A 20,133-nucleotide genomic window follows, 5' to 3' on the forward strand; every position below is an offset into this window, starting at 1 on the left:
GGGGTGTAAGTTAGTAATATGAGTCTTCTTAATGATTTAAACCAAGATATGAAACAAGCGATGAAGGACAAGAACAAGCAGAAACTTTCTGTAATTCGCATGCTTAAGGCATCACTTCAAAATGAAGCCATCAAGCAGGGACGTGAATTAAACGAGGAAGAAGAGCTTACCGTTCTTGTACGCGAAATGAAACAAAGAAAAGACTCCCTCCAAGAATTCGAAAAAGCTGGCCGCGATGATTTAGTCGCTGGACTTCAAGATGAAATCGCTGTTCTTACGCCATATTTACCAAAACAGCTGACTGAGGAAGAACTTCAAGAAATTGTTGCTCAAACGATTTCTGAGACAGGTGCTGCTTCTAAAGCTGATATGGGTAAAGTTATGGGGGCACTTATGCCTAAAGTTAAAGGGAAAGCCGATGGTGGACTCGTTAACCGTATTGTACAGCAACAATTATCATAATTGAATTGACAAACGCTCTGTATTTATACAGAGCGTTTTCTTATTTTTTGAAACTTTTTTCCACAAATTAACGTAAAATAGAGTGGAGGGGGTGTTAGTTTGTGAAAAGGGTTCGATTGTTCATCTATATGCTTTGTCTGATTTGGGGTATTTATGGTGTACTTTCAACTTCACTTGTTCTTTCAGCAGGTAAAGGCAAGACAGTTACGTTCATACCTGTAGAACATGAAGTCGAAAGGGGCCTTGAAGCATTCTTAGATCGTAGTATCCATAAGGCAGAGAAAGATGGAACGGATCATATCGTTCTAGAGATCTATACTCCTGGTGGCCGAGTAGATGCTGCACTACATATCGCAAAAGTCATGAGAGAATCAGACGTTCCAATCACAGCGTATGTGGTGAAAAACGCTTTCTCAGCAGGAGCGTATATCGCTTTAAATGCAGACCAGATCGTTATGAAACCATCAACAACGATTGGATCTGCGGCAGTGATCGACAGTCAAGGGAATACCGCTGGACAAAAAGCTGAGTCTGCATGGAAAGCAGAAATGCTAGCAGCAGCAGAGCTGAATGGAAGAACTCCCGTATACGCTGAGGCGATGGTAGACCCAGACGTTGAGATTCCTGAACTCGGGGTAGAAAAAGGTGAATTGCTTACACTAACAGCCAGTGAGGCATTGAAAGTAGGCTACGCAGAAAAAATCGCAGAAGATCGTCAAGAACTGCTAGCGCACCTAAACTTGGAAGATGCAAAAATTTTAGAGTCTAATCCTACTTTTGCTGACAAGGTAGCGCGCTTTGTTACTAACCCTGTCGTAGTGCCTATTCTTTTGTCCTTAGGAAGCCTAGGCCTTGTATTAGAGCTTTATACACCTGGCTTTGGAATTGCAGGTTCTATCGGAGCTTTATCATTACTGCTGTTCTTTTACGGTCATATGATAGCCGGTCTAGCTGGATGGGAAGCCATCATTTTATTTGGTGTTGGTCTGACCTTGCTGATTCTAGAGTTGTTTTTGCCTGGTGGTATTATTGGTATACTGGGGGTGTTGGCAGTGTTAACTGGATTGATCATGGCAGGTGGATCTTTAACAGGAATTTTGATCGCCATTGCAATTGCCATTGTTGTTACGATTATCGGATCGTATTTCTTCTTACGATCATTTGGTTATAACGGTTCATTAAAGAAACTCGTCCTATTTGATTCAACGAGCTCTGATAAGGGTTATCTATCTCATAATGAGCGGAAAGATCTAACAGGAAGGATCGGCGTCACTGCTACAACACTAAGACCTTCTGGAAGTTTAAGACTTGATGATGAGTTCATAGATGTAGTGACAGAAGGATCGTATATTGAGAAAGGTACGCCTGTAAAAATTATTAAAGCCTCAGGTGGACGTGTTGTAGTGAGAGAAATAGAAAATAATGAATAAAAAAGAATGGAGAGTGTGTAGATGTTAGAATTCGGATCGATCGCCAGCATAGTAGTCATCGGATTGATTGTAATCGCTCTAGCTGTATTATTTACGTTTGTACCTGTCATGTTATGGATTTCTGCATTAGCAGCAGGGGTAAGAGTGGGCATCTTTACATTGGTTGGGATGAGATTAAGAAGAGTTATTCCGAACCGTGTAATTAATCCGCTAATTAAAGCTGTAAAAGCGGGACTTGATTTAAGTACGAACCAGCTCGAGAGTCACTATCTAGCTGGGGGAAATGTTGACAGAGTAGTTAATGCGTTGATTGCAGCACATCGTGCAAATATTGAACTAAGCTTTGAACGTGCGGCAGCGATTGATCTCGCGGGACGTGACGTGCTCGAAGCTGTTCAGATGAGTGTAAACCCTAAAGTGATAGAAACACCTTTTATCGCTGGTGTAGCATTAGACGGGATTGAAGTGAAAGCAAAAGCAAGAATTACTGTTCGTGCAAATATAGATCGTCTAGTAGGTGGAGCTGGTGAAGAAACGATAATCGCCCGTGTCGGGGAAGGAATCGTTAGTACGATTGGTTCTTCGGCAACACATAAGAAAGTGCTAGAAAATCCAGATCTAATCTCTCAGACGGTATTATCAAAAGGGCTAGATGCTGGTACAGCTTTTGAGATTCTGTCCATAGATATTGCAGACATTGATATTGGCAAGAATATTGGTGCGGAACTTCAAACAGATCAAGCGATGGCCGACAAGAATATCGCTCAGGCAAAAGCAGAAGAAAGACGTGCGATGGCTGTAGCAAAAGAACAAGAAATGAAAGCAAGAGTCCAAGAGATGAGAGCGAAAGTTGTAGAAGCGGAAGCAGAAGTGCCAATGGCATTAGCAGAAGCTCTTCGTTCCGGAAACATGGGTTTTATGGATTATATGAATATGAAGAACATTATGGCGGACACTACGATGCGTGAATCGATCAGTAAATCATCAAACCCTGATAAAGAGAATGATGATAAAGGACGGAAGTTGTAAGTATGAACATTATAGAAGCGATTATTGACCTCCTACTAGCTAATATCGCTTTTGTTATTCTAATTGCAGGCGGGATATATAGTGTCTTTAAACGCCAAAAAGAAATGAAAGAAACGAGACGTTCTGAACCTAATCGACGTAAAGTAGAAGCACCAAGACAAACTGTTTCACCTTTTGGTTTGCCTGCTGAACCTACAGCTAAAGAAGCTAAAGAAGCAATTGATATTCAAAAGGAAAAAATCGACCAAAAAGTATATGAACAACCTTCATATACACGTGAAATGAATAAGGCACGAACAGAAAAAGTCTCTAACCGATATCAAGATAAAGAAGATCAAATTATGAACGATTTTAAGGTAGATCAAAAAGAATTACAAAAAGCGATCATATGGTCAGAAATCCTTTCTAAGCCTAAAGCGCTGCAAAAGCGGTCTTAACTTGAAGTAACTTGTAATAAGAGTGATAGTTTCCCCCCTTCTCTCATAAAAATGGAGAGAGGGGGTTTTTTTATGGGCAAATTGCGGCAGCGAGTAAACAAATGGATGATGCAAAACCTTGAGCTACCAGCAGATGTAGTGATGGATTTACCCCGGATCACGATGATTGGACAACTGCACATCTATATTGAGAACCATAGAGGAGTTAAGGCTTTCTCGAATGAACAGCTCACACTCAAACTAAAACAAGGTGTGCTTCATATAAAAGGAAGTGAGTTTGTTATTAAAACGATCTTACCTGAAGAAATCTTGTTGGAAGGTACGATCTCTTCAGTCGACTTTGAAAACGAATAATTATCTCAGGGAACAGGGAGGGACAAGATGAAAACCAAATGGAACCATTTGAAAGGGTATGTAAGGGTAGAAGTTATTGGACAAGATTCTAGTTCGTTTATCAATACGTGCATTCAATCTGGTATTAGTATATGGGATATCCAGCCACTTGAGGACAACCGTGCACTCGTCTCCATATCTGTTTCAGATGTACAAAGAGCGAGACGTATATTGAAAGAAAATAAGTTGAAGATCAGGATTAAAGAGAAGAAGGGGACACCGTTTCTTCTCAAGAGAATGTGGAAGAGAAACGGTTTTATCCTCGGGATGCTCTCGTTTATTTGCCTTTTATTTTTATTATCTAACATGATTTGGAATATTAATGTTACGGGGGCAAATCCTAAGACAGAATACGAGTTAAGAAAAGCTGCTATAGAACTTGGAGTAACGAAAGGAAAATTCATCTTTTTGCTGCCGAATGTTAGAGAGATACAGCGTGATCTAACAGAGAAGATGGATAACGTTACATGGGTCGGAGTAACTCAGCATGGTACTTCATACAGATTTGAAGTCGTTGAAAAAGAGATTCCAGAAGCAAAGCAGGTTACAGGACCGAGACATCTTGTGGCTTCTAAAGAAGCTGTTATTCATTCTGTATTCGTCGAAAAAGGACAACCTATCGTAGGGGTTAACGACTATGTTAAAAAAGGATCGTTGTTAGTCTCAGGATTGATCGGAAAAGAAAAAAAGCCCCAGCTTGTAAGTGCAAAAGGTAAAATTTGGGGAGAAGTTTGGTACCAAACTGAGGTAGAGGTCCCGTTAAATACTTCTTTTCAAACATATACCGGTAAATCTAAAAATAGGCATTATGTTTCACTTTTTGGTTTAAATGTTCCTGTCTATGGATTTTCGGAAGGAGAATTTAAGGATAAAACGGAAACACTAAATGAATCACCTCTTTATCTAGCTAAATGGAAAATGCCGTTTTCTTATATAAAGAAAGAGATCAGAGAGACGGATGGAGTAAAACGCTCTTATAGTAAAGCCGAGGCAATAGAAGTAGGAAAAAAGATGGCAAAGAAAGAACTTTCAAAAAAATTGCCCCATGATGCAAAAATTAATGGTGAAAAAGTTTGGCAACAAAACGTCTCGAATGGTAAAGTTAAACTAACGATGCTCTACCAAGTAATTGAAAATATTGCATCTGCACAACCTATACCTATCCAACAAGGAGAATGAGTAGTTTGTCAGAAACGAAAAGACTTAATTCATTACAACTCGAAAATACGACAGAAGCAGCTTCACTCTTTGGGCCTAACGATGCCTTCTTAAAGGTGATTGAAGACAAGCTTAACGTAAGTATAGTCACCAGAGGCGAAGACATTTTAGTATCAGGTGAACTGAACAAAGCAGAAATGGTTGAAGAAACTTTGTTTGTCTTGTTGAAATTGGTACGAAAGGGTATCAAGATCTCTGAAAGAGACATTGTTTATGCTGTTCAGCTTGCAGAAAAAAATATGCTGGATGAATTAAGTGAACTGTATGAAGAAGATATTGCTGTTACTGCAAAAGGAAAACCTATTCGTGTAAAAACACTCGGTCAGCGTCATTATGTTCAGTCCATGAGAAAGCGCGACCTTGTTTTTGGTATAGGTCCTGCGGGTACAGGGAAAACCTATCTTGCGGTAGTTATGGCAGTCAACGCATTAAAAGAAGGTAAGATGAAAAAGATCGTGCTGACCCGTCCTGCTGTTGAAGCAGGTGAGAGCTTAGGATTTCTCCCAGGAGATCTGAAAGAAAAAGTAGACCCTTATCTGCGTCCCCTCTATGATGCTCTTCATGACCTTCTCGGTGCAGAACATACCGAAAGGCTAATCGAACGTGGCACGATTGAAATTGCTCCACTGGCGTACATGAGAGGCCGTACGCTTGATGAAAGCTTTGTCATTTTAGATGAGGCTCAAAATACTACACCAGAGCAGATGAAGATGTTTATAACGCGTCTTGGTTTTGGATCAAAGATGGTCATCACAGGTGATCTTACACAAATAGATCTTCCTCGTGGAAAAGAATCGGGATTAAAAGTTACTGAAAAAAGGCTTGAAAGCGTTAAAGGCATCGATTTTATATACTTAAAACAACTAGATGTGGTTCGTCATCCACTTGTTCAGCGAATTATTGAAGCATATGAAACATACGAAGATTAAGGACTCCAACCATTTTGGAGTCTTTTTTTGTCTAAAAGGATGTTCTCTTGCCCTAAATTGTATGTATGGCGGGATTTAGTGGCAAATTGAATAAATAAACAATTAATTTAGCTATTCTTTTTGAGAAGTACCATAATTGACCAACTTTTGCTAAGATTAGAATAAGATGTACAAGTTTAAGGAGTGGTAGCGTTTGGCCAATTTCAGGCATCTTTTGTCTAATTACTTTCGTTTGAGTGTAGCAACAGTATCCTTTATCGTAATGGGCATCATTTTGTTTTCCTTGTTAGTCAGCAACGTAACTCCTAATGTAGTGGATGTGAATGTTTATGAGCGTTCACCACGGGACATCCAATCACCAATCACGATCCCGTTAGAAGATCAGACAGAAGCCAGGAAGAAGCTCGCTGAAGAGAGTATTAAGAATGAGTATACGTTTAATAAAGACCTCGCTTTAGTACAGGCAGAAGCCTTAAAGGATTTATTAGATATCGTAATAACGATTACCGAATCTGAAGAGAAGAAGAAAAAGGAAGATGAGGCTACCCTTACTTTAGAACAAAAAGTTGTTCAATTAAAAGACTCGATCAATAAGTCGGATATTTCTGATGAAACATATATCGCACTTGCTGAAGCAAGTAAAGCAGAATTAAATAATGTGAAAAATTTGGCTCCTGATGTTGTGAATAAAGTCTTATCTGAACCCGTAATGGTTGAAGAAGTGGAAGAAGCAAGAAGTGAAGCTATTCAGCTGATACGTGATAACAATCTCCCATATTCTCTTCGAAATGCAACAGAGGAGATCACAAGAAGCTTTATCATCGCCAACAGAACGTTGGATACAGAGAAAACACGTCAAAAGCGTAAAGAAGCGAGCGACAAAGTAGAAGAAGTTGTGATCAGGGAAGGAGAAGTCCTCGTGAAAAGCGGGGCAGTTATTACGCCTGAGATCTTTGATAGACTCAAAAAGGTCGGACTATTAGATCAGGAAATGAAAACGTATCCGTATTATGGATTATTCCTTTTTGTGCTGATCGTTATGGCTGGTTTATATTATTTTATGAAAGAAGAGCGTGAGAAAGAGCATTTTCGAAAATATGTAACCATCTATGCTTTATTATTTACTTTGACACTCGTAGTGATGAAAGTGTTGAGTGTTAGTACAGAACTTGGTCTTATGAGTCTCATGTATGCTGTCCCTGTTGCGGCAGGTGCGATGATGATCAAGATGTTGTTCAATGAAGAGCTTGCAGTCGTGTCTACGATTATCTTTGCATTTAGTGCAGCACTGATCTTTAATGAACAAACCGCTGGAAATTTTAACTTTATCATGAGTATGTATGTCTTGTTTAACGGTATGTCAGGAATCGTGTTTTTAGGAAAAACTCAACAACGATCTAAAATCTTGCAAGCTGGATTTTTCGTTTCTTTTATAGCCATCCTAACAGTAGCGAGTGTGCTATTGCTGCAAAACGGAAAATTTACATCTCTGCAGATTGGATTAGACCTTGGCTGTGCAGCCATATCAGGTTTTATCTCAGCTGTATTAACACTAGGGCTTCTGCCGGTCATAGAATCGTCGTTTAACATTTTATCTGTGACAAAGTTAATCGAGCTCTCGAATCCTAACCACCCAATTTTAAGAAAAGTGCTCATGGAAGCGCCAGGAACGTATCACCATAGCATCATGGTCGCCAACCTTTCAGAAGCAGCATGTGAGTCTATAGGGGCTAATGGTTTACTAGCTAGAGTAGGATCATATTACCACGATGTAGGAAAAACGAAAAGACCGCACTTTTTTATTGAAAATCAGATGAATATGGACAATCCGCATGATAAGATAGCACCACAGCTAAGTAAGACCATCATCACAGCTCACCCATATGACGGTGCGGACATGCTCCGAGCAGAAAAGATTCCGAAAGAGATTATTGATATTGCTGAACAGCATCACGGAACGACTCTGTTAAAATTTTTCTTTCATAAAGCAGCTCAGCTTACTGATAAGGAAGTAGCAGAGTCGGACTTTAGATATCCTGGCCCGAAAGCTCAAACGAAAGAAGTTGCGATCATTGGGATCTCTGATGCTGTAGAAGCAGCCGTTCGATCGCTTTCGAAACCAACACCTGTTAAAATTGACGGGATCATTCGCAAAATTATTAACGACAGGTTAGAAGATGGTCAGTTCGATGAATGTGATATCACGTTAAAAGAATTAGACATAGTTGCAAAAACACTTACAGAAACGTTAAAAGGAATTTTTCATTCCAGAATTGAGTATCCAGAAGAAACAAAAAAGGTGGAGAAACAATGATGCTACATGTTGAATATTTGAACGAGATCGATGAAAGCAGCAATGATTTTCAAGAGTTATTAAGCAATGTTCTTGAGAAAGCAGCAGAGATGGAGAAAACAGGTCAAGCGGAAGTATCAATCACGATCGTGTCAAAAGAACGAATTCAGGAGATCAACAAGGAATACAGACAAAAAGATAGTATTACAGATGTTATCTCTTTTGCTATGGAAGAAATGGGTGAAGATGAGACAGAGATCATCGGAGGAGAAGAGACAAGGTTCTTAGGCGATATCATCATCTGTCTAGATGTGGCGAAAGAGCAAGCGGAAGAGTACGGACACTCATTAGAGAGAGAAATGGGCTTTCTTGCTGTTCACGGCTTCTTGCATTTATTAGGCTATGACCATATGAATGATGAAGATGAAAAAAGAATGTTTGGAAGACAAGAAGAAATTTTGGAGCAATATGGTCTGAAAAGATGATCGATTGGAAAAAGTTGTTCTCAAGTTTTGTTTTTGCTTTTACAGGAATCATCTCAACTTTTAAATCAGAACAAAATTTTAAGATCCATACCTTTATAAGTGTAATCGTGATTATTTTCGCGATTGCACTTAATTTTTCTAAAGAAAGATTCGTTCTTTTATTGATTGTAATCGGAATCGTTCTATCACTCGAACTTGTAAACACGGCGATTGAGAGTGCGGTCGATCTTATAACAGAGAAGAAACACCCACTCGCGAAAAAGGCGAAAGATGCCGCTGCAGGTGCAGTTTTGGTTTTTTCAATGTTTGCTGTTATAATCGGTATACTGCTATTTATTGAACCGCTGATTAATAGTATGTAGCTATTTTTGTTAAGAAGGTGAAAGAGTAATGAATAAAGAACAATTGATGGAACAAGCGAAAATCGCACGTGAAAAGGCTTACGTACCATACTCTAAGTTTCAAGTAGGTGCAGCTCTTCTAACGGCTGAAGGTAAAGTATATAACGGAGCGAATATCGAGAACGCTGCGTATAGTTTAACGTGTTGTGCTGAACGTACGGCATTATTTAAAGCGTATACAGAAGGTGACACAAAGTTCAGTGCAATCGCTGTTGTAGCTGATACAAAGCGTCCTGTACCACCTTGTGGGGCATGCCGACAAGTTATCTCTGAATTATGTCCGCCAGAGATGCCAGTGTATCTAACAAACCTAAAAGGTGATGTACAAGAGATCTTAGTAAAAGATTTATTACCTGGTGCATTTTCGCCGGAGGATCTAAATGACTAAAGAAGGCTATAAATCAGGTTTTGTAACGATTATCGGCAGACCTAACGTAGGTAAATCGACTCTTTTAAACAAAGTGATCGGACAAAAAATCGCCATAATGAGTGACAAGCCTCAAACAACAAGAAATAAGATACAAGCGGTTTATACAACAGATGAGTCTCAAGTTATCTTTATTGATACACCAGGTATTCATAAACCGAAGCACAAGCTAGGCGATTTTATGACGAGAACAGCACAGCAGACGTTAAACGAAGTCGATCTTATCCTATTCGTTATTAATGCCGAAGAAGGATATGGACGAGGCGATCAGTTCATTATAGACAGACTTCAAAATGTGAAAAATCCAGTATTCCTAGTCATAAACAAAATCGATAAAGTACATCCTGATCAATTGTTGCCGTTGATCGATATGTATCGAAATAAGTTAGACGTTGCTGAAGTCGTGCCAATTTCCGCTCTTAACGGAAACAATGTGGACACACTTCTTGAACAGATTGTTTCTTACATGGAAGAAGGGCCTCAATTTTACCCTGAAGACCAAGTAACCGATCATCCAGAGCGATTTATAACGGCAGAATTAATCCGCGAGAAAGTTCTACATCTTACTCGTGAAGAAATCCCTCATTCCGTTGCAGTAGTGATTGAAGAGATGAAAGAACGAGAAGAAAAGAACGTCGTGTTTGTAAACGCAACAATCATCGTAGAACGATCGTCTCAAAAAGGAATCATCATCGGTAAACAAGGAAAGATGCTAAAAGAAGTTGGAAAAAGAGCAAGAGCAGACATTGAAACTCTCTTAGGCTCGCGTGTCTTTTTAGAATTGTACGTAAAAGTACAAAACGACTGGAGAAACCGCCAAAAGCAGCTAACCGAGTTCGGTTTTAACGAGGATGAGTATTAAGAGTAATTTACTTTAAAAGTATTTTGTTCTTCATCATTGAAAAGTTGATTGTAGTGCAAGGTGTGAGACTCTCGGCTAGGACGAGCGGGCAGTCCGAAAGTCGTTCTGCCCCGACAAGCAAAAGTTGAATGGGCTATGTGGCGCACTTTGCTCATCACAGACCGTTTAACTTTTGACCTCGAGGGGCTAGCCACTGCAACTAGACTGGTGAGACACCCTTAATGGTGCGTAGCGGCAATTGGCTCACGTTCGCCCCGCGGAAAGCGAGCACCTGGAACGGAGATCACCCACTTACAAGAAGGACCTAACATACTTTAACAGCTAAAGTAAATAACTGTTAAAATTTCCTTGACATGAAAAAAACAATTAAGGTGAACCTAGTTATTACAGGAGAGAAACAAATAGAAAGGTGTGTCCAAACATGAAAGAATTTACTTGGAAAGTATTCTGTGAGACGGGCAGTATTGATACCTATTTGTTATACAAAGAGCTAGACCATGAAATAACAGCACTATCAGCAGTTATTCCTTATGATGAGTCTCTTGAGGAACCTCCATTTCATTAATAAGTAACTACGGTGCCTTCTTAGATTTGAGAGGGTGGTGATTTACCTTGCTTTATAAAGTTGAAGGAATCGTCATTAAAACCGTTCCGTATGGTGAATCCAATACGATCATCACTTTGTATACAAAAGAATTTGGGAAAGTCGGCGTAATGGCAAGAGGAGCCAAAAAGCCCAAAAGCCGCTTTACTTCCATTACGCAACTTTTTACATACGGAATTTTTGTTTTTCAAAAAGGCCGAGGGCTCGGAACTTTACAGCAAGGCGAAGCGCTTTCTTCTTTTAGAAAAATAAGAGAAGATCTCGTGAAAACCGCTTATGCCGCTTATCTAGCAGAACTATTAGACAGAAACACTTCTGAGGATGATCTTAAGCCAGATCTTTTTGGATGGATCAAACAATCCTTAGAGTATATCAATCATGGGATAGATCCTGAGGTCATAACCTTTCTATTCGAACTAAAAATAATGAAAACATCCGGAATCGTACCTGAGTTGAGTAAATGTGTTTCATGTCACTCAACAGAAGGCGATTTTTCTTTCTCGATTAGAGAAGGTGGTTTTCTTTGTGAAAGGTGTTCATACAAAGATCCGTACAGAATGCGGATTTCACGGGGCGCAGTAAAACTGCTTCATATGTTCTATCACCTTGATCTTGCGCGACTTGGAAACGTTTCTTTAAAAAAAGAAACCAAAAGAGAGCTTCGAATGTTGTTTGACGCCTACATGGACGAATATTCAGGAGTGTTTTTAAAATCAAAGAAGTTTCTGAAACAATTAGATGATTTATCTTGAAAAACTGTGAAGCTTTTAATCTTTACAGTTTTTTTAGTTCGCTTTCTCACATGAATAGGTTATAATAATGAGAATAAGTATAACACATTGGATGCGGCAAAAGGTGGTGTACACGATCGAACTTAATAAGAGGCAGCAAAAAATCATTGAAATTGTTAAGGATAATGGGCCGATTACAGGTGAACAAATAGCAGATCAACTCGATCTTACAAGAGCTACACTCAGACCCGATCTTGCCATTCTAACGATGGCAGGTTATTTAGATGCTAGACCAAGAGTCGGTTATTTTTATACCGGGAAGACAGGTTCTCAGCTTCTAACCGAAAAAATAAAAAAGATTAAAGTTGCGGAATTCACATCGATGCCTGTTGTCGTTCAAGATTCAGCGACGGTATACGAAGCGATATGTACGATGTTCTTGGAGGATGTTGGTACTTTATTTATCATTAATAAGAACGGACATCTTGCTGGCGTAGCTTCACGAAAAGATTTATTAAGAGCAAGCATGGGGAAACAAGAGATCAACAGTATCCCTATCAACATTATTATGACAAGAATGCCTAATATCACATATTGTTTTAAAGAGGATTATCTCTTAGATATCGCACACATCTTAATCAGAAAACAAATTGATTGTCTTCCAGTCGTAAAACGCTCAGATGATGAGGGTGGTTTCGATGTAGTCGGTAGGATTACGAAGACGAATATCACAAAGGCTTTTGTAGAATTAGCACATGATGAATTACTATAATTGAATGGGGAGGCCAACATGACAGGACGTCCTATCGTATATGTCGTTTCCGATTCAGTCGGAGAAACGGCAGAGTTGGTTGTTAAAGCGGCAGCGAGCCAATTTAATTCAAATGGAATAGAGATTAAGAGAGTTCCCTATGTGGAAGATAAAGAGACGATTGATGAAGTCATCTCATTAGCGAAGGATCACAACGGGATTATCGCGTTTACACTTGTCGTACCTGAAATAAGCGAGTACGTTGCTAAGCAGGCTGCGTTGCACAACATCCCTACAGTGGACATTATGGGTCCGATTATGAATCAGCTGCAATCTAGGCTGAATCAAGTTCCTAGATATGAACCCGGAGTCGTGCATAAGCTTGATGATGATTACTTTCGAAAAGTAGAAGCTATTGAGTTTGCCGTAAAATATGACGATGGCAGAGATCCTAGAGGGATATTAAAAGCGGATGTTGTACTAATCGGTGTATCAAGGACTTCAAAGACACCACTTTCACAATACTTAGCACATAAACGTTTAAAGGTCGCGAATGTACCTATTGTTCCGGAAGTAGAACCGCCCGAAGAACTGTTTAAAGTTTCACCTAACAAATGCTTCGGTCTTAAGATAACTCCTGAGAAATTAAACGATATTCGTAGAGAACGTTTAAAGGCGCTTGGTTTAAATTCTGAAGCGAACTACGCAAACATGGAAAGAATCAAGCACGAGCTCGTCTACTTTAACAAGATCGTTGATCAGATCGGATGCAGAGTGGTTGAAGTCTCAAATAAGGCTGTCGAAGAATCAGCTAACGTGATCTACAATTTGTTTCAAGGAAAGTCTTATAAATAAAGCGCAAATGATTGCGCTTTTTTATTTTCATCATTTTACTGGTAAAACGAAGAGAGTTTTATTATAATATTACATTGTGATTAAATTTTATAAGTTTGTCCAAAATAGTGATAAATTGAGGATGCTTATTCAAGGCAAATGCTCTCATATGAAGGAGAATCACTGTAAAAGTAGAACATAAGAATATGGAAAAATTAATTGGTAATGTTTTTGTAGATGCAGATGCTTGTCCTGTTGTGATAAAAGAAGAAATATTTAAGTTCTCCAGAATATTTGATTTTGAACCCATATTCGTTACATCTTACGCTCACGCGAGTAACACAGACCAGCCTGGGCGCTGGATATTGGTCGATGCAAGTCCTGAAGAAGTTGATCTTTACATACATAATCATTCGAAGAAAAATGATCTTGTTGTGACTCAAGATCATGCCCTCGCAAGTCTTCTTCTTTCAAAAGGGGTTTACGTCATCACTCCTAGAGGGAAACAGTTTCAAGAGAATGAAATGGAAGGAGTGCTTCATGAACGATATATGTCTGCAAAAGCTAGGCGTTCTGGCAAGCATTCAAAAGGACCTGCTAAATTTAAAAAAGAGGACACAGAAAGATTCTGCACAGTTTTTTGCGAAATCCTGTCGAATGTTGAAGGAAAATAGAATTGTGCCACGAATATATATCTAGTGTCTAAAAGAAACAGAGATTCTGTGGTGGTTATATGGAACGTATACCTGAGGACTTAATAGAGAAGGTCAGGTCATCAAGCGATATTGTTGACGTGATCAGCGATTATGTTCCTCTTAAGAAACAAGGCAGAAATTATTTTGGCCTATGTCCTTTTCATGGGGAAAAATCGCCATCCTTTTCTGTCTCACCTGAAAAACAAATTTATCATTGTTTCGGTTGTGGAGCAGGAGGCAATGTTTTTTCTTTTTTGATGAACATTGAAGGGTACTCTTTTATTGAAGCTGTAACGCAGCTTGGGAAAAAAAGTGACATCGAACTTCCTCAAATTCATCAGCAAAACTTCTCCGAGAAAAGCTCTGACGAGAAAAAGGCGATGACTGAGATTCATGAGTTGTTGGCTAAATTGTATCATCACTGCTTACTTCACACAAAACAAGGAAGGCCGGCTTTAGAGTATTTGGAGAAGAGGGGATTCACTAGAGAATCCATAGAGCGGTACCAAATTGGTTATGCCCCAGATTCTTGGGAGACCGCATCACAATTTCTTCAGAAACGAGGAATGGACCTGCATATCGCTGAAAAAATTGGGTTGATCGGAAAGAGACAATCGGATGGAAAACCGTATGATCGATTTAGAAATCGAGTCATGTTTCCGATTTGGGATCGTACAGGTGCAGTGGTCGCTTTTGGTGGCCGTGTTTTAGACGGAAAGGACGAGCCGAAGTACCTTAACAGTCCAGAGTCTAAGATCTTCCAAAAAGGAAGAACCCTTTATGGGTTAAACCTTGCACGTGCAGAGATGAGGCAGAAACAACATGCTGTCATCTTTGAAGGATATGTAGATACAATTGCAGCTTTTAGAGCAGGAGTTACAAATGGTGTTGCTTCATTAGGTACTTCGTTAACTGAAGATCATGCAGCCATTTTGAAACGAAATGTTCAATCTGTCACAATCTGCTATGATTCTGACCGAGCTGGCGTGGAAGCAGCGTTTCGAGCTTCAGAAATTTTAACAAAACAAGGCTGTACCGTGAAGATTTCACAGATGCCTGATGGAATGGACCCCGATGACTATATTTCGAAATTTGGAAACGATTCGTTCTTAAAAGATATAATAGGGGCTAGCCTAACTGTGATGGCATTTAAAATACAATATTACAGACGCGGGAAAAATCTTCGAGATGAAGGAGAACGGATGATCTATATCGAAGAGATTATCCAAGAAATTGCGCGTCTGCCAAAAGCGGTTGAACGAGATCATTATCTCCGCCAGATCGCTTCTGAATTCAATCTGTCATTAGATGCATTAAAACAACAGCAGACTCAGACTTTCAAGCAACTGCAAAGGTCTAAGGATAACGGCCCTAAAAAGCGGGATAATAATTTTAGAATACAAACACTTTTGCAAAAGTCATTGTTGCCGAGAAACCTGAATGCTGAGCGTATTGTTCTTGCACATATGTTAAAAAGTGAGGAAGCCGCTTTTCTAATTCAAGAAAAGTTGGAATCAGGCTTTAATGTTGAAGAACATAATGCGATTGCTGCTTACTTATATGCCTTTTATGAAGAAGGAAATAAACCCAATGTAGGGTTGTTCATGCAGCGTATCGATGATGACAAATTAAGAAAGTTAGCTTCAGAATTAGCGATGCTCACAATCAGTGAAGAGCTGAATGAAATGGAGCTCGCGGATTATATTCGTATTATTTCTAGCTATCCTTTATTGCGGGAGATACAAGAAAAAGAAAAGCAGCAAGAAGACGCAATAAGAAGGAATGAAATAAAACTGGCAGCCCAAATTGCCCAAGATATTATGAGAATGAAAAGATCTCTTAAATAATCGGGATGTAGGATGGTTGAAGTTTTGGAAGGAGGGGATCGAATGGCTGAGAAACCAAACCGTCAAGGAACGGAAGGCGAATTAACCATCGATCAAGTTAAAGAACAATTAGTTGAGGCCGGTAAAAAGCGAGGACGGCTAACATATACTGAGATCACAAGTAAGCTAGCACCTTTTGAACAAGATTCTGATCAAATGGACGAGTTCTATTCATACCTTGAAGAACAAGGTGTTGAAGTTGCTGAAGCGTCTGAAGATGCAGAAGACGAAGAAGATCCTAAGTTCGAAATGGAAAAAGAGGAAGAAGAATTTGATCTTAATGACTTAAGCGTACCACCAGGAGTCAAGATTAACGATCCAGTTCGTATGTACTTAAAAGAGATCGGACGTGTAGACTTACTTTCAGCGGACGAAGAGATCGAACTAGCAAAACGTATAGAAAACGGTGATGAAGAAGCCAAACGCCGTCTTGCAGAAGCTAACTTACGACTTGTCGTTAGTATTGCCAAGCGTTATGTTGGTCGTGGTATGCTGTTCCTTGATCTTATCCAAGAAGGTAACATGGGATTGATCAAAGCTGTTGAAAAGTTCGATTATGACAAAGGATTTAAATTTAGTACGTATGCAACATGGTGGATTCGTCAAGCGATCACGCGTGCGATTGCTGACCAAGCTCGTACGATTCGTATCCCGGTGCATATGGTTGAGACGATCAACAAACTAATTCGTGTTCAACGTCAGTTACTTCAAGATCTTGGGCGTGAACCATCACCAGAAGAAATCGGTGCTGAGATGGAACTAACTCCTGAGAAGGTGCGTGAGATTCTCAAGATCGCTCAAGAGCCAGTCTCTTTAGAAACACCTATCGGTGAAGAAGATGATTCTCATCTTGGTGATTTTATTGAAGATCAAGATGCATTAGCTCCTTCGGAAGCTGCGGCTTATGAGTTATTAAAAGAGCAGCTTGAAGATGTTCTAGATACCTTAACCGATCGTGAAGAAAACGTTCTTCGTCTTCGTTTCGGACTTGACGACGGGCGTACTCGTACTCTTGAAGAAGTTGGTAAAGTGTTTGGCGTAACGCGTGAACGTATCCGTCAGATCGAAGCTAAAGCACTCCGTAAACTCCGCCATCCAAGCAGAAGTAAACGATTAAAAGACTTTTTAGAATAGAAAGTTTGCCCAATTCTGGGCAAGCTTTTTTTATTTCTTTCATTTTACTTATTATTCCACATCAATGCAAACTCATCAAAAACTCATTTTCTCATACTATTTCCTGCATAATTCTTTTTGTTGCTTGCTTATTCTTCTATATATTAAATTAAAAATTATTTAAATCTTGTAAAAATTCAGCCTTTATATCTATAATAAATATGTAAGCGCATACAAATAAAAGCGTAAATTTATAAAGGGTGGGATGCAACCATGAATTTTACATTAACAGAAGAGCAGTTGATGATTCAAAAAATGATGAGAGAATTTGCAGATGAAGTTGTAGCTCCGGGAGCTGAAGCAAGAGATAAAAATAAAGAATTCCCGGTAGAGATTTTTCAAAAGCTTTCTAAATTAGGAATGATGGGTCTGCCTTTTCCAGAAGAATACGGTGGAGGCGGAGCTGATACTATAAGTTTTGCCATTGCTGTAGAAGAACTGAGCCGTGCTTGTGGTTCTACTGGAATTACATACTCTGCACATGTATCTTTAGGTGGAGCTCCCTTAAACCTATTTGGCACGCACGAACAAAAAGAAAAATATCTGACACCAATCTGCACAGGTGAATCCTTGGGAGCATTCGGGTTAACAGAACCAAATGCAGGCTCTGATGCAGGTGGTACGGAAACAACAGCGAAAACGGAAAATGGTGAGTGGGTGATTAATGGCTCAAAATGTTATATCACGAACGCGAGCTACGCCAAGCACTTAGCATTAACCGCAATTACAAATAGAAGCGGTAACGATAAAGAAATCTCTGCGATTATCGTACCAACTGATGCTAAAGGATTCCGTGTTATCGATAACTACGAGAAAATGGGTCTTCACTCTTCAAATACCACTGAACTTTTTATGGAAGATGTGAGAGTGCCTGAAGAAAACTTGCTAGGAAAGCGCGGAGACGGCTTTAAACAGTTCCTGGTGACCTTGGATGGAGGAAGGATAGGTATTGGTGCGATGGCAGTAGGAATTGCACAGGCGGCCTATGAGAAGGCTCTAACCTATGCAAAAGAGCGGAAACAATTCGGAAGATCTATTTCGAAGTTCCAAGCGATCCAATTTAAGTTGGCCGATATGGCGATGAAGATCGAGTTGGCTAGATTGATGGTATATAAAGCAGCATGGCTAAAAGATCAAGGTAAGAAGTTCTCAAAAGAAGCCTCGATGGCAAAATTATATGCATCAGAAGCATGTATGCAGATCTGTTCTGAATCGGTTCAAATACATGGCGGTAACGGCTATATGAGGGATTACCATGTAGAACGTTATTTCAGAGATGCTAAACTTCTTGAGATTGGAGAAGGTACATCAGAGATTCAGCGTATCGTTATTGCAAGAGAGATCGGCTGCTAACAATCGTTAAAAGACCAAATGATGGGGTGAATTATGGCTGAACTAATGAAAGTGACTGTAGGGGATTGTTTAAGAAAACAAGCGTTGAAACTTAAGGATCAAGAAGCTATGGTTTACAGCAAACTAGGCATTCGCTATACCTATCAAGAATTTTATGAATTAACGACTAAAGTTGCCAAAGGTCTGATGGCGATGGGAATAAAAAAAGGAGATCATATAGCTGTTTGGGCTACAAATGTACCCGAATGGCTGTTGCTCCAATTCGGGTCAGCCAGAGCTGGAGCCGTTTTAGTCACGGTCAATACGAATTATCAATCTTCTGAACTCGATTACTTATTGAAGCAGTCTGATGCAAAAGCTTTATTCTTTATAGAATCATTTCGAACTACATCTTATAAAGATATGGTAGACTCCGTAAAGAATCGATTAGCGGAATTTCCTGTATTGAAACATTTTATTCAACTAGATGCTGAATCTTCGTCTTATGAGACTTTTTCCGATATGTTGGAAGCTGGGAATGCGATATCTGATGAAGATCTTCAAAGAAGAGAAGCATCTCTTCACTGTGATGATGTTATTAATATGCAGTACACGTCTGGAACTACAGGATTTCCAAAAGGAGTCATGCTAACGCATTACAATATTGTGAATAACGCGAGACAGATTGCGGATAGCATGAACTTAACAAGTGCAGATCGATTGTGTATACCTGTTCCTTTCTTTCATTGTTTTGGATGTGTACTAGGTACCCTTGCAGCAGTTTCAGTCGGAGCTACGATGGTGCCGATCGTCCAATTCGATCCACAAGAAGTTTTAGAAACGGTTCAAAACGAAAAGTGTACAGGGTTACATGGAGTTCCTACAATGTTCATCGCAGAATTGAATCTTCCTGATTTTGATTCTTACGACTTGCAAACACTTCGAACAGGAATCATGGCAGGATCACCTTGTCCGATAGAAGTGATGAAGAAAGTGATCGATAAGATGGGCATGTCAGAGATCACGATCGCATATGGCCAGACAGAATCTTCTCCTGTTATCACGCAAACGAGAACAGATGACCCGATCGAGCGCAGAGTTGAAACGGTCGGAAAGAAGCATTCTCAAGTAGAAGCAAAAGTAGTCGACCCGATAACGAATAAAGAAGTGAGTCCTGGTGAACAAGGAGAACTTTGTACACGAGGTTATCATGTTATGAAAGGCTATTACAAGATGCCTGAAGCGACGAACGAAGCGATTGATTCAGATGGATGGCTTCATACCGGAGACCTAGCCACTGTTGATAAAGAAGGCTACTTTAAAATCACAGGTCGTTTGAAAGATATGATCATCCGTGGCGGTGAGAACGTATACCCGAGAGAGGTTGAAGAATTCCTCTATTCACATCCTTCTATCCTTGATGTACAAGTGATCGGTGTCCCGGATAAAAAATTTGGAGAAAAAGTAGCGGCATGCATCCAGGTAAAAGAAGGTCATTCACTTTCTGAAAATGAATTGAAGGCTTATTGTAAAGGAAAAATCTCGCACTTTAAGATTCCAGAATATTATCTCTTTCTTGATCAGTATCCGATGACTGCCTCTGGAAAAGTACAGAAATTTAAGCTTCGAGAACAAGCGATAGAGGCACTTTCAGTTATACATGAATAGCCACCAGTAGTGTGGCTTTTTTCTTTTTTGTACCTCTTCACATAAAGTAAATGACTGAATCTACAAAAGTTAAGTAAAAAAGTTTGAAAAGTT

Annotated in this window: 21 protein-coding genes; all 21 read left to right on the top strand. The window is 39.6% G+C overall.

Annotation, left to right across the window (positions count from 1 at the left end; all coding sequences use genetic code 11):
- Positions 1-18: 18 nt before the first annotated feature.
- Positions 19-462 carry a GatB/YqeY domain-containing protein gene (locus ACOZ9X_RS05005; RefSeq protein ID WP_423417247.1) on the top strand — a complete coding sequence of 148 codons (444 nt, stop codon included), beginning with the start codon at positions 19-21 and terminating at the stop codon, positions 460-462.
- A gap of 101 nt (positions 463-563) precedes the next feature.
- Positions 564-1,892: an NfeD family protein gene (locus tag ACOZ9X_RS05010; protein WP_423417248.1), complete on the top strand. Its 1,329-nt coding sequence runs from the start codon at positions 564-566 to the stop codon at positions 1,890-1,892.
- Between the two features lie 21 nt (positions 1,893-1,913).
- Positions 1,914-2,921, top strand: coding sequence for a flotillin-like protein FloA (floA, locus tag ACOZ9X_RS05015; RefSeq protein ID WP_066396287.1), 1,008 nt, complete (start codon positions 1,914-1,916; stop codon positions 2,919-2,921).
- Positions 2,922-2,923: 2 nt separating this feature from the next.
- Entirely contained in the window at positions 2,924-3,358 is a 435-nt protein-coding gene (locus ACOZ9X_RS05020; protein WP_423417249.1) for a hypothetical protein, read from the top strand.
- Between the two features lie 72 nt (positions 3,359-3,430).
- Complete coding sequence (yqfC, locus tag ACOZ9X_RS05025) at positions 3,431-3,712, top strand: sporulation protein YqfC (protein WP_423417250.1); 282 nt, start codon at positions 3,431-3,433, stop codon at positions 3,710-3,712.
- A gap of 27 nt (positions 3,713-3,739) precedes the next feature.
- Positions 3,740-4,930 (top strand): sporulation protein YqfD, encoded by a 1,191-nt coding sequence (gene yqfD / locus ACOZ9X_RS05030; RefSeq protein WP_423417251.1) that lies wholly within the window; start codon positions 3,740-3,742, stop codon positions 4,928-4,930.
- A 5-nt stretch (positions 4,931-4,935) separates the two neighbouring features.
- Positions 4,936-5,898, top strand: coding sequence for a PhoH family protein (locus ACOZ9X_RS05035; protein ID WP_144698989.1), 963 nt, complete (start codon positions 4,936-4,938; stop codon positions 5,896-5,898).
- Positions 5,899-6,091: 193 nt separating this feature from the next.
- Complete coding sequence (locus ACOZ9X_RS05040; RefSeq protein ID WP_423417252.1) at positions 6,092-8,212, top strand: HD family phosphohydrolase; 2,121 nt, start codon at positions 6,092-6,094, stop codon at positions 8,210-8,212.
- Positions 8,209-8,676, top strand: coding sequence for an rRNA maturation RNase YbeY (ybeY, locus tag ACOZ9X_RS05045; protein ID WP_423417253.1), 468 nt, complete (start codon positions 8,209-8,211; stop codon positions 8,674-8,676). Before ACOZ9X_RS05040 ends, ybeY begins: the two co-directional genes overlap by 4 nt.
- Positions 8,673-9,038 carry a diacylglycerol kinase family protein gene (locus tag ACOZ9X_RS05050; protein ID WP_423417254.1) on the top strand — a complete coding sequence of 122 codons (366 nt, stop codon included), beginning with the start codon at positions 8,673-8,675 and terminating at the stop codon, positions 9,036-9,038. The genes ybeY and ACOZ9X_RS05050 overlap by 4 nt, the downstream gene beginning before the upstream one ends.
- Before the next feature lie 28 nt (positions 9,039-9,066).
- The gene (locus tag ACOZ9X_RS05055; protein ID WP_423417255.1) at positions 9,067-9,465 is read left to right on the top strand and encodes a cytidine deaminase; all 399 of its coding nucleotides are present in this window, start codon (positions 9,067-9,069) and stop codon (positions 9,463-9,465) included.
- Positions 9,458-10,366 carry a GTPase Era gene (gene era, locus ACOZ9X_RS05060; RefSeq protein WP_423417256.1) on the top strand — a complete coding sequence of 303 codons (909 nt, stop codon included), beginning with the start codon at positions 9,458-9,460 and terminating at the stop codon, positions 10,364-10,366. Before ACOZ9X_RS05055 ends, era begins: the two co-directional genes overlap by 8 nt.
- A 421-nt stretch (positions 10,367-10,787) precedes the next feature.
- The gene (locus tag ACOZ9X_RS05065; RefSeq protein WP_144698999.1) at positions 10,788-10,931 is read left to right on the top strand and encodes a YqzL family protein; all 144 of its coding nucleotides are present in this window, start codon (positions 10,788-10,790) and stop codon (positions 10,929-10,931) included.
- A gap of 47 nt (positions 10,932-10,978) precedes the next feature.
- On the top strand, positions 10,979-11,722 hold the full coding sequence (recO, locus tag ACOZ9X_RS05070; RefSeq protein ID WP_144699001.1) for a DNA repair protein RecO: 744 nt from the start codon (positions 10,979-10,981) through the stop codon (positions 11,720-11,722).
- A 67-nt stretch (positions 11,723-11,789) separates the two neighbouring features.
- The gene (locus tag ACOZ9X_RS05075) at positions 11,790-12,473 is read left to right on the top strand and encodes a helix-turn-helix transcriptional regulator (RefSeq protein WP_423417257.1); all 684 of its coding nucleotides are present in this window, start codon (positions 11,790-11,792) and stop codon (positions 12,471-12,473) included.
- An 18-nt stretch (positions 12,474-12,491) separates the two neighbouring features.
- Positions 12,492-13,307 carry a pyruvate, water dikinase regulatory protein gene (locus ACOZ9X_RS05080; RefSeq protein ID WP_137788849.1) on the top strand — a complete coding sequence of 272 codons (816 nt, stop codon included), beginning with the start codon at positions 12,492-12,494 and terminating at the stop codon, positions 13,305-13,307.
- A gap of 185 nt (positions 13,308-13,492) precedes the next feature.
- Complete coding sequence (locus ACOZ9X_RS05085) at positions 13,493-13,960, top strand: YaiI/YqxD family protein (RefSeq protein ID WP_423417258.1); 468 nt, start codon at positions 13,493-13,495, stop codon at positions 13,958-13,960.
- Between the two features lie 59 nt (positions 13,961-14,019).
- Complete coding sequence (dnaG, locus tag ACOZ9X_RS05090) at positions 14,020-15,828, top strand: DNA primase (protein ID WP_423417259.1); 1,809 nt, start codon at positions 14,020-14,022, stop codon at positions 15,826-15,828.
- A gap of 42 nt (positions 15,829-15,870) precedes the next feature.
- The gene (gene rpoD / locus ACOZ9X_RS05095) at positions 15,871-17,001 is read left to right on the top strand and encodes an RNA polymerase sigma factor RpoD (RefSeq protein ID WP_066396256.1); all 1,131 of its coding nucleotides are present in this window, start codon (positions 15,871-15,873) and stop codon (positions 16,999-17,001) included.
- A 252-nt stretch (positions 17,002-17,253) separates the two neighbouring features.
- Positions 17,254-18,393 (top strand): acyl-CoA dehydrogenase family protein, encoded by a 1,140-nt coding sequence (locus ACOZ9X_RS05100; RefSeq protein ID WP_423417260.1) that lies wholly within the window; start codon positions 17,254-17,256, stop codon positions 18,391-18,393.
- Positions 18,394-18,426: 33 nt separating this feature from the next.
- The gene (locus ACOZ9X_RS05105) at positions 18,427-20,040 is read left to right on the top strand and encodes an AMP-binding protein (RefSeq protein ID WP_423417261.1); all 1,614 of its coding nucleotides are present in this window, start codon (positions 18,427-18,429) and stop codon (positions 20,038-20,040) included.
- Positions 20,041-20,133 lie beyond the last annotated feature (93 nt).

Source organism: Fictibacillus nanhaiensis, from assembly GCF_049537595.1.
Classification (GTDB): domain Bacteria; phylum Bacillota; class Bacilli; order Bacillales; family Fictibacillaceae; genus Fictibacillus; species Fictibacillus nanhaiensis_F.

Bases quoted from the DNA above. Each gene is read 5' to 3' on its own strand.
- ACOZ9X_RS05105 (WP_423417261.1), top strand. From the start codon at position 18,427: ATGGCTGAACTAATGAAAGTGACTGTAGGGGATTGTTTAAGAAAACAA.
- ACOZ9X_RS05085 (WP_423417258.1), top strand. From the start codon at position 13,493: ATGGAAAAATTAATTGGTAATGTTTTTGTAGATGCAGATGCTTGTCCT.
- dnaG (WP_423417259.1), top strand. From the start codon at position 14,020: ATGGAACGTATACCTGAGGACTTAATAGAGAAGGTCAGGTCATCAAGC.
- ACOZ9X_RS05075 (WP_423417257.1), top strand. From the start codon at position 11,790: ATGAGAATAAGTATAACACATTGGATGCGGCAAAAGGTGGTGTACACG.
- rpoD (WP_066396256.1), top strand. From the start codon at position 15,871: ATGGCTGAGAAACCAAACCGTCAAGGAACGGAAGGCGAATTAACCATC.
- ACOZ9X_RS05055 (WP_423417255.1), top strand. From the start codon at position 9,067: ATGAATAAAGAACAATTGATGGAACAAGCGAAAATCGCACGTGAAAAG.
- ybeY (WP_423417253.1), top strand. From the start codon at position 8,209: ATGATGCTACATGTTGAATATTTGAACGAGATCGATGAAAGCAGCAAT.
- era (WP_423417256.1), top strand. From the start codon at position 9,458: ATGACTAAAGAAGGCTATAAATCAGGTTTTGTAACGATTATCGGCAGA.
- ACOZ9X_RS05080 (WP_137788849.1), top strand. From the start codon at position 12,492: ATGACAGGACGTCCTATCGTATATGTCGTTTCCGATTCAGTCGGAGAA.
- yqfD (WP_423417251.1), top strand. From the start codon at position 3,740: ATGAAAACCAAATGGAACCATTTGAAAGGGTATGTAAGGGTAGAAGTT.
- ACOZ9X_RS05050 (WP_423417254.1), top strand. From the start codon at position 8,673: ATGATCGATTGGAAAAAGTTGTTCTCAAGTTTTGTTTTTGCTTTTACA.
- ACOZ9X_RS05065 (WP_144698999.1), top strand. From the start codon at position 10,788: ATGAAAGAATTTACTTGGAAAGTATTCTGTGAGACGGGCAGTATTGAT.
- floA (WP_066396287.1), top strand. From the start codon at position 1,914: ATGTTAGAATTCGGATCGATCGCCAGCATAGTAGTCATCGGATTGATT.
- yqfC (WP_423417250.1), top strand. From the start codon at position 3,431: ATGGGCAAATTGCGGCAGCGAGTAAACAAATGGATGATGCAAAACCTT.
- ACOZ9X_RS05100 (WP_423417260.1), top strand. From the start codon at position 17,254: ATGAATTTTACATTAACAGAAGAGCAGTTGATGATTCAAAAAATGATG.
- ACOZ9X_RS05020 (WP_423417249.1), top strand. From the start codon at position 2,924: ATGAACATTATAGAAGCGATTATTGACCTCCTACTAGCTAATATCGCT.
- ACOZ9X_RS05005 (WP_423417247.1), top strand. From the start codon at position 19: ATGAGTCTTCTTAATGATTTAAACCAAGATATGAAACAAGCGATGAAG.